The 6768-nt window shown below is 62.3% G+C and carries 5 protein-coding genes and 1 pseudogene; 2 read left to right on the top strand and 4 right to left on the bottom strand.

The window, feature by feature from the left end; all coding sequences use genetic code 11:
• The 4 genes from glgA to glgB form a co-directional block, all read right to left on the bottom strand.
• A partial coding sequence (gene glgA / locus QVE23_RS09125; RefSeq protein ID WP_287967996.1) for a glycogen synthase GlgA occupies positions 1 to 1507 on the bottom strand: 1507 nt, incomplete at its 3' end.
• A 117-nt stretch (positions 1508 to 1624) separates the two neighbouring features.
• The gene (gene glgD / locus QVE23_RS09120; protein ID WP_021748119.1) at positions 1625 to 2740 is read right to left on the bottom strand and encodes a glucose-1-phosphate adenylyltransferase subunit GlgD; all 1116 of its coding nucleotides are present in this window, start codon (positions 2738 to 2740) and stop codon (positions 1625 to 1627) included.
• The gene (locus QVE23_RS09115) at positions 2737 to 3945 is read right to left on the bottom strand and encodes a glucose-1-phosphate adenylyltransferase (RefSeq protein ID WP_021748120.1); all 1209 of its coding nucleotides are present in this window, start codon (positions 3943 to 3945) and stop codon (positions 2737 to 2739) included. Before QVE23_RS09115 ends, glgD begins: the two co-directional genes overlap by 4 nt.
• Entirely contained in the window at positions 3942 to 5864 is a 1923-nt protein-coding gene (gene glgB, locus QVE23_RS09110) for a 1,4-alpha-glucan branching protein GlgB (protein ID WP_021748121.1), read from the bottom strand. Before glgB ends, QVE23_RS09115 begins: the two co-directional genes overlap by 4 nt.
• Positions 5865 to 6185: 321 nt before the next feature.
• Here glgB and QVE23_RS09105 point away from each other — a divergent pair, with 321 nt between their 5' ends.
• Positions 6186 to 6542 (top strand): hypothetical protein, encoded by a 357-nt coding sequence (locus tag QVE23_RS09105; protein WP_021748123.1) that lies wholly within the window; start codon positions 6186 to 6188, stop codon positions 6540 to 6542.
• Positions 6543 to 6655: 113 nt separating this feature from the next.
• Positions 6656 to 6768: pseudogene (abrB, locus tag QVE23_RS09100) on the top strand (transition state genes transcriptional regulator AbrB); the annotation flags it as partial.

Raw genomic sequence — 6768 nt, 5'->3', positions numbered from 1 at the left:
CTTCCGCGGGAGCGGATTCCTCCGCCGGGGCGGACTCTTCTGTCCGGACGGGCTCCTCCGCAGGGGGCCAAGGCTGGCCGGTGACGGTGCTGTAAATGTGCAGGTACTCCCCCGCGCTCCGGGCCCAGCTGAAATCGCAGGCCATAGCCCGCGCCCGCAGCCGGGCGAAGGCGTCGGGATAGTCCTTGTAAAGATACACCGCCTCCCGGATCACATACAGCATATCACTGCCGGCGTAATTTGCAAAGGTAAATCCGTTGCCGGCGTCCCTCCAGGACTCGTACGGGCTGACGGTGTCCTTCAGTCCGCCGGTCTCCCGGACGATGGGCACGGTGCCGTACCGCATGGCGATCATCTGACTCAAGCCGCAGGGCTCGCTCTTGGAGGGCATCAGGAACAGATCCGCGCCTGCATAGATGGCCATGGACAGCTCCTCGTTGTAGTCCAGGCGCACGGCCATGCGGCCGGAATACTGCTGGGCTGCCCACTGGAAGAACTCCTCGTACTTCCGGTCCCCCTTGCCCAGGATCACCATCTGCAGGGGCAGCTCCATCATGTCGTGGAGCACCTCGCACACCAGATCCAGGCCCTTGTGGGACACCAGGCGGCTGACGATGCCCACGATGGGAACGTAGGGCTCCTGCCGCAGGCCCATGAGCTTCTGCAGCTCCGCCTTGTCCGCCTGCTTGCCCGCCATGTCCGCCGCGCTGTAATTGACGGCGATGTGGGGATCCGCGGCGGGGTCATACCGCTTCACGTCGATGCCGTTCAGCACGCCGGAGAGCTTGTAGCCGCAACGGCGCATGATGCCGTCCAGCCGGTGGGCGAAGTAGGGCATCTTCAGCTCGTTGGCGTAAGTAGGAGAGACGGCGTTGACGGCGTCGGCGCACAAAATGGCGCCCTTCAGCAGGTTCACGTCCCCGTCCATCAGAATGGTGCCGTCATCCGCCCAGCCGTGGTCCAGGCCGAACAGGTCCCCCAGGGTCTGGCGGCCGTAGCGGCCCTGGTACTCAATATTATGAATGGAGAGCACGGTCCGGATACTCCGGAACCGCTCCTCCCGCACGCTGTCGTCCTTCAGATAGATGGGCACCAGGGCGGTCTGCCAGTCGTTGCAGTGGATGACCTCCGGCCAGAACCTCAGGTGGGGCAGCATCCGCACCACGGCCCGGGAGAAAAATCCGAACCGCTCGCCGTCGTCCATGTAGCCGTACAACTCCGGACGCCGGAAATACTGCTCGTTGTCCAGGAAGTACCAGGTGACGCCGTCCCGTTCCATGGAGAACAGCCCGCAGTAGCTGTGGCGCCAGGCCAGGTCCACATAGTCGTAGCATTCAAAATGCAGCTGGTCGCTGAATTTCTCCTTCACCTTCTGGTACAGGGGCAGCACCACCGCCACATCCGCGCCCTGGGCCGCCAGCGCCGCAGGCAGGGAGCCCGCCACATCCGCAAGGCCTCCGGTTTTGCAGAACGGAACCGCCTCGCTGGCCGCATATAAAATCTTCATAGTCCTCTCCTTTCACGCTCATGCGCCCCGCCCTCCGGCAGGGTCAGGGACCGGCGGGACTCCGTCAGCCGGAGCCCCGCCCGTCTATTCGCCGTCCTGGAAGCCTTCCTCCCGCACTCACACCTGACTGCCCTTGGCCAGCACGATGGGATACGAGCTGTGTCCCATCAGCGTCCGGTCCGGCAGGATTTCTACATTTTTATCCGCGATCAGATGGGACACCGCCGCGCCCCGGCGCACCGCCGTCTCCTTGAAGAGCACGCAGTTGCGCACCACAGCGCCGGCCTCCACCACCACGCCGGGGAAGAGGATGGAGTTCTCCACCACGCCCTCGATGTTGCAGCCGTCTGCGATCAGGGAGTTCTCGCAGTAGCCGTCGGGTCCGATGTAGGCGGAGGACTTGTCAGTGGCCTTGGCCCGGATGGGCCGCTCGGCACAGAACAGCTCCGCCCGGATGGCCGGGTCCAGCAGCTGCATACTGCGGTCGTAATACTCCTGTACAGAGCGGATCTGCGCCGCGAAGCCGCCCCAGATGTATCCCTGGAGCTTCAGGCTGTCCTTCCGGGCCTGGAGCACGTCCCGCCGCAGGCTGTACTGATCCCGGGTGGCGCACTCGTCCACCAGATCCAGCAGCAGCCTGGTGGAGAGGATGTACACTTCCAGCCCCCGGTAGCCCCTGGGCCGGTGGAGGTGATACAACACATCCGTGACGCGGCCGGTGCCGTCCAGCTCAAAATAGGTGCCGTTCTCCGTCTCAAAGCTGTCGTTGCCGCAGACTACGGTGATGTCCGCGCCGGACTTGATGTGCTGGTCATAGATGTCGGACAGGGGCAGGTTCACCACCAGGTCGCCGTCCATAAGCACCACATAGTCCCGGCGGATCTCCTCCAGATAGGAGCGGACGCCCGCCAGGGCCTCCATCTTGCCCCGGAAGACCGCCGCCTCGCCCCAGTGCTGCTTGTATGCAAAGGGGGGCAGGATCTTCAAGCCGCCCCGCTTGCGGGACAGGTCCCAGTCCTTGCCGGTGCCCAAGTGGTCCAGCAGGCTCTGATAATGGCCGTGAAGCACCACACCCACGTCCGTGACACCGGCGTTCACCAGGTTGGACAGGGCGAAGTCCACCGCCCGGTACCTCCCGCCGAAGGGGATGGACGACGCGGAGCGGATCTCCCCCAGCTCCCGCAGGTCATTGCGCTTTTCATAGGAAAAGATGATCCCGTGCATGCCGTTCATCTGGACACCTCCTCGCCGTTCTTGTTCAGCATCACGCCGGGGCGCACCCGCTTCTCATCCTCCAGGACGCAGCCCGGCGCCAGCACCGTCAGGCCCCAGGGATCCGGCGCCGTCTCCTCCGGCGTGCCGCCCAGGCGGCAGTTGCGGCCGATGCGGCAGCCCTCGCCCAGGATAGCGTATTCCACCACGGCGCCGGGCTCCACGGTCACCCCGGGGAACAGGACGGAGTAGGACACCCGGGCCCCCTCCCCCACGGTGACATTGGGAGCCAGGACGGAGTTCTCCACCGTCCCCTCCAGATCGCTGCCCCGGTTGAAGGCACTGTGGCTGATCTGGCAGCGGCGGCCCAAAAAGGCCGGCGGCGCGTTGACGGACCGGGCGTAAATGGGCCAGGACTCGTCCAGCAGGTCCAGGCCCGACTCCGGGGAGAGCATATCCATGTTGGCGTCCCACAGGGACTCCAGCGTCCCCACGTCCTTCCAGTAACCGCTGAAGCGGTAGGCGGCCATCCGTTCTCCATCCCCCAGCATGGCGGGGATCACATTTTTGCCGAAGTCATTTTCGGAGTTAGGGTTGGCCTCGTCAGCCTCCAGATACCGCCGCAGGGTCTTCCAGGTGAAGACGTAGATGCCCATGGACGCCAGATTGCTCTTGGGCTCCTTGGGCTTCTCTGCGAACTCCGTGATGAGGTCGTTCTCGTCCACGCTCATGATGCCGAAGCGGGACGCCTCCGACCACGGCACCTCCATGACGGAGATCGTGCAGGCGGCGCCCACGGCCTTATGGCGCTCCACCATCTTGGAGTAATCCATCTTGTAGATGTGGTCGCCGGAGAGGATCACCACATACTCCGGGTCATACAGGTTGATGAACCCGATGTTCTGATAGATGGCGTTGGCGGTGCCCTTGTACCAGGTGCCGCCCTTGCTGCCCATGTAGGGCGGCAGGATGTGGACGCCGCCGGTGGACCCGTCCAGGTCCCAAGGCACGCCGCTGCCGATGTAGCTGTTCAACTCCAGGGGCCGGTACTGGGTCAGCACGCCCACGGTGTCGATGCCGGAATTGGTGCAGTTGGACAGGGGAAAGTCGATGATGCGGTATTTCCCGCCGAAGGGCACGGCGGGCTTGGCCATGTCGCCGGTGAGGACGTACAGGCGGCTGCCCTGGCCGCCGGCCAGCAGCATGGCGATGCACTCTTTTTTCATGTCTTTTCCAACTCCTTTGCCTGTTGTTTCTTCCTGGGTCTGGGGAACGTCCCCTCGCCCCGCAGGAACACCGCACCGAAGGCCGGGATCCGGATGGCGGCGGAGCATTCCTTTCCATGGGAGGGCACGGCCTCCACCATCACCGCCTCAGAATCGCCGAAACCGTCGCCGCCGTATGCGGGGTCATCGGTATTGAACACGGGCACATACCGCCTGTGGGGCGGCACGCCCATCCGATAGTTCGTATAGGTGTTGGGCGAGAAGTTCACCGCGCACATAAGGTCGCGGCCCTTCTTGTCCCTGCGCAGAAACACCACCACGTTGTTGTGGTTGTCGTCCGGCACCAGCCATTCAAAGCCCGCCCAGTCGAAGTCGACCTCCCACAAAGCCGCCGTCTTTTTATAAAAGGCGTTGATCTCCCGGAAGAACTTCCGGAGCTTCTGATTCTCTGGTCGGTCCAGCAGGTACCAGTCCAGCTGCCCGTCGGAGTCCCACTCGTGCCACTGGCCGATCTCCGCCCCCATAAACAGCAGCTTCTTCCCCGGGTGGGCCAGGAGATAGGCGTAGAAGCCTCTCAGGCACCGCAGCTGGTTGTCGTAGTCCCCGGGCATCTTCCCCACGATGGACCCCTTCATGTGGACCACCTCATCGTGGGAGATGGGCAGCACAAAGTTCTCAGAAAAGGCATACATCATGGAGAAGGTGATGTCCTTGTGGTTGTACTGGCGGAAATAGGGATCCAGCTTCAAATAGTGGCACATGTCGTTCATCCAGCCCATGTTCCACTTCAGATTGAAGCCCAATCCCCCCACGTCCGGCGGGCGGGTCACCAGGGGCCAGGCGGTGGACTCCTCGGCGATCATCAGCACGCTTGGGTCCGTCTGGAAGGCCATGGTGTTCAGCTCCCGCAGAAACTCGATGGCCTCCAGGTTCTCGTGTCCACCGTACTGATTGGGGGTCCAGGCTCCGCCCTGGCGGTCGTAGTCCAGGTACAGCATGGAGGCCACCGCGTCCACCCGCAGGCCGTCGATGTGGTACTCTTCCAGCCAGAAGCGGGCGGAGGAGAAGAGAAAGCTCTTCACCTCGGGCCGGCCGTAGTCGAAGACCCGGGTGCCCCAGGCGGCGTGCTCCCGCTTGTTGGGATCGCTGTACTCATAGCAGTAGGTGCCGTCGAATTCGTAGAGGCCCTGAGCGTCCTTGCAGAAGTGGGAGGGCACCCAGTCCAGCAGCACCAGGATGCCGTTTTTATGCATGTGGTTCACGAACCACATGAAGTCCTTGGGCGTGCCGAACCGGGAGGTTGGGGCGAAGTACCCGGTGCACTGATAGCCCCAGGAGTCGTCCAGGGGGTGCTCCGTCACCGGCAGCAGTTCGATGGCGGTGTAGCCCATATCCTTCACATAGGCGGCCAGATCCTTCGCCAGGTCCTTGTAGTCGATGAAGTCCCCGTTCCCCCGCTTTTTCCAGGAGCCCAGATGGACCTCATAGATATTCAGCGGTGATGTATAGACCGGGTGCTTGGCCTTCTTCTCCCGGAAAGCGCCGTCCGTCCACTTGAATCCGCTGATGTCATACAGCTTGCTGGCTGTCGCCGGCCGGGTCTCTGTGTGGAAGCCGTAGGGGTCCGCCTTCTGGCGGACCTGGCCGTCCGCCCCCCGCACCGCATATTTATAGGAAGTATAGACCGGCAGGTCCGGCAGAAAGCCCTCCCAGATCTCGCCCTTACGGGCGAGGGGGGCCGCTCCCTCCTCCCAGTCGTTGAAGTCGCCCACGACGGACACCGCCTCCGCATGGGGGGCCCAGACCCGGAACGTCCAGCCATCTCTGCCCCGCTTTTTGGCAGGGTGGGCGCCGAACCAGCGCCAGCCGTCCGTCATCGTCCCCTGGTGGAAACGGTCCGCCTGTCCTTGTTTTGCCATGGCAGCAGCTCCTCTCCCCGCCGCGGAGTATCCCCGGCAGGCTCGTCATTCTTAGAGTAAAGCGTTTGCGCGGAATCTGGATATGCATATAATTGTTTATATTATACTTCCTGGGAAAAATACCGTCAAGGATGGTCCTGTCGAAAAAGGGCGGCACAAGTTGGTGGGATTTCCCAGTTTTTTCCCGTATTTTCACAAGAATGTTTGGTGCTTTTTGTGGGATTGGTCAGGATTTTTCCCGGAACTTTCCGCTTTTTAATCTCGTCTGAACAGAGGAAAAATTTTCCGCCCGTGTTGGGCGGAACGGAAAGGAAGAATCCCATGAAATCCCGCTCTCTGTTCTGTGCGGCACTGGCCGTGCTGCTGCTCCTGCTCTCCGCCTGCGGTCATCCGGCACCAGAGGCCAGCGGAGCCGCAGCGGAAGGGCTCTCCGCCACGGACACCATCACGCCGGAGGAAGGCGTCGCCATTCTGGAAAAGCAGCTGGGCGCAGTGGACGAGGCCACCGGCAATGTGATGTCCTACGGCTACGAAGGGCCGCTTACTCTGGACGGAGTGGACTATTACAACTACCGGGTCTCCTGGCTGGTGGACGGCGATCACCTGTCCTATCTCACCAACTATCTGGTATCCACCGACGGGCTGGTGGTCCAGGAGTACCTGCCGGAGACGGATTGATTGCCAAATGAAACCACCCGCCGGGCCTGCATAGCCAAACAAATCCTGCGGATACTAGCTTTTGCCAAGCAGAATCATCCTGAAAAATCTGAAAGACAAAAGGAGTTTTCGATATGAAGGCAACTGGAATCGTGCGGCGGATTGATGACTTGGGACGTGTCGTGATTCCCAAGGAGATTCGCCGTACCATGCGGATCCGGGAGGGAGACCCCCTGGAGATTTACAC

The organism is Oscillibacter sp. KLE 1728, assembly GCF_934833455.1.
Classification (GTDB): Bacteria; Bacillota; Clostridia; order Oscillospirales; family Oscillospiraceae; genus Oscillibacter; species Oscillibacter welbionis.
This window is presented reverse-complemented; position numbering and strand designations above follow the sequence as displayed.

Bases quoted from the DNA above. Each gene is read 5' to 3' on its own strand.
- glgD (WP_021748119.1), bottom strand. From the start codon at position 2,740: ATGAACGGCATGCACGGGATCATCTTTTCCTATGAAAAGCGCAATGAC.
- QVE23_RS09115 (WP_021748120.1), bottom strand. From the start codon at position 3,945: ATGAAAAAAGAGTGCATCGCCATGCTGCTGGCCGGCGGCCAGGGCAGC.
- glgB (WP_021748121.1), bottom strand. From the start codon at position 5,864: ATGGCAAAACAAGGACAGGCGGACCGTTTCCACCAGGGGACGATGACG.
- QVE23_RS09105 (WP_021748123.1), top strand. From the start codon at position 6,186: ATGAAATCCCGCTCTCTGTTCTGTGCGGCACTGGCCGTGCTGCTGCTC.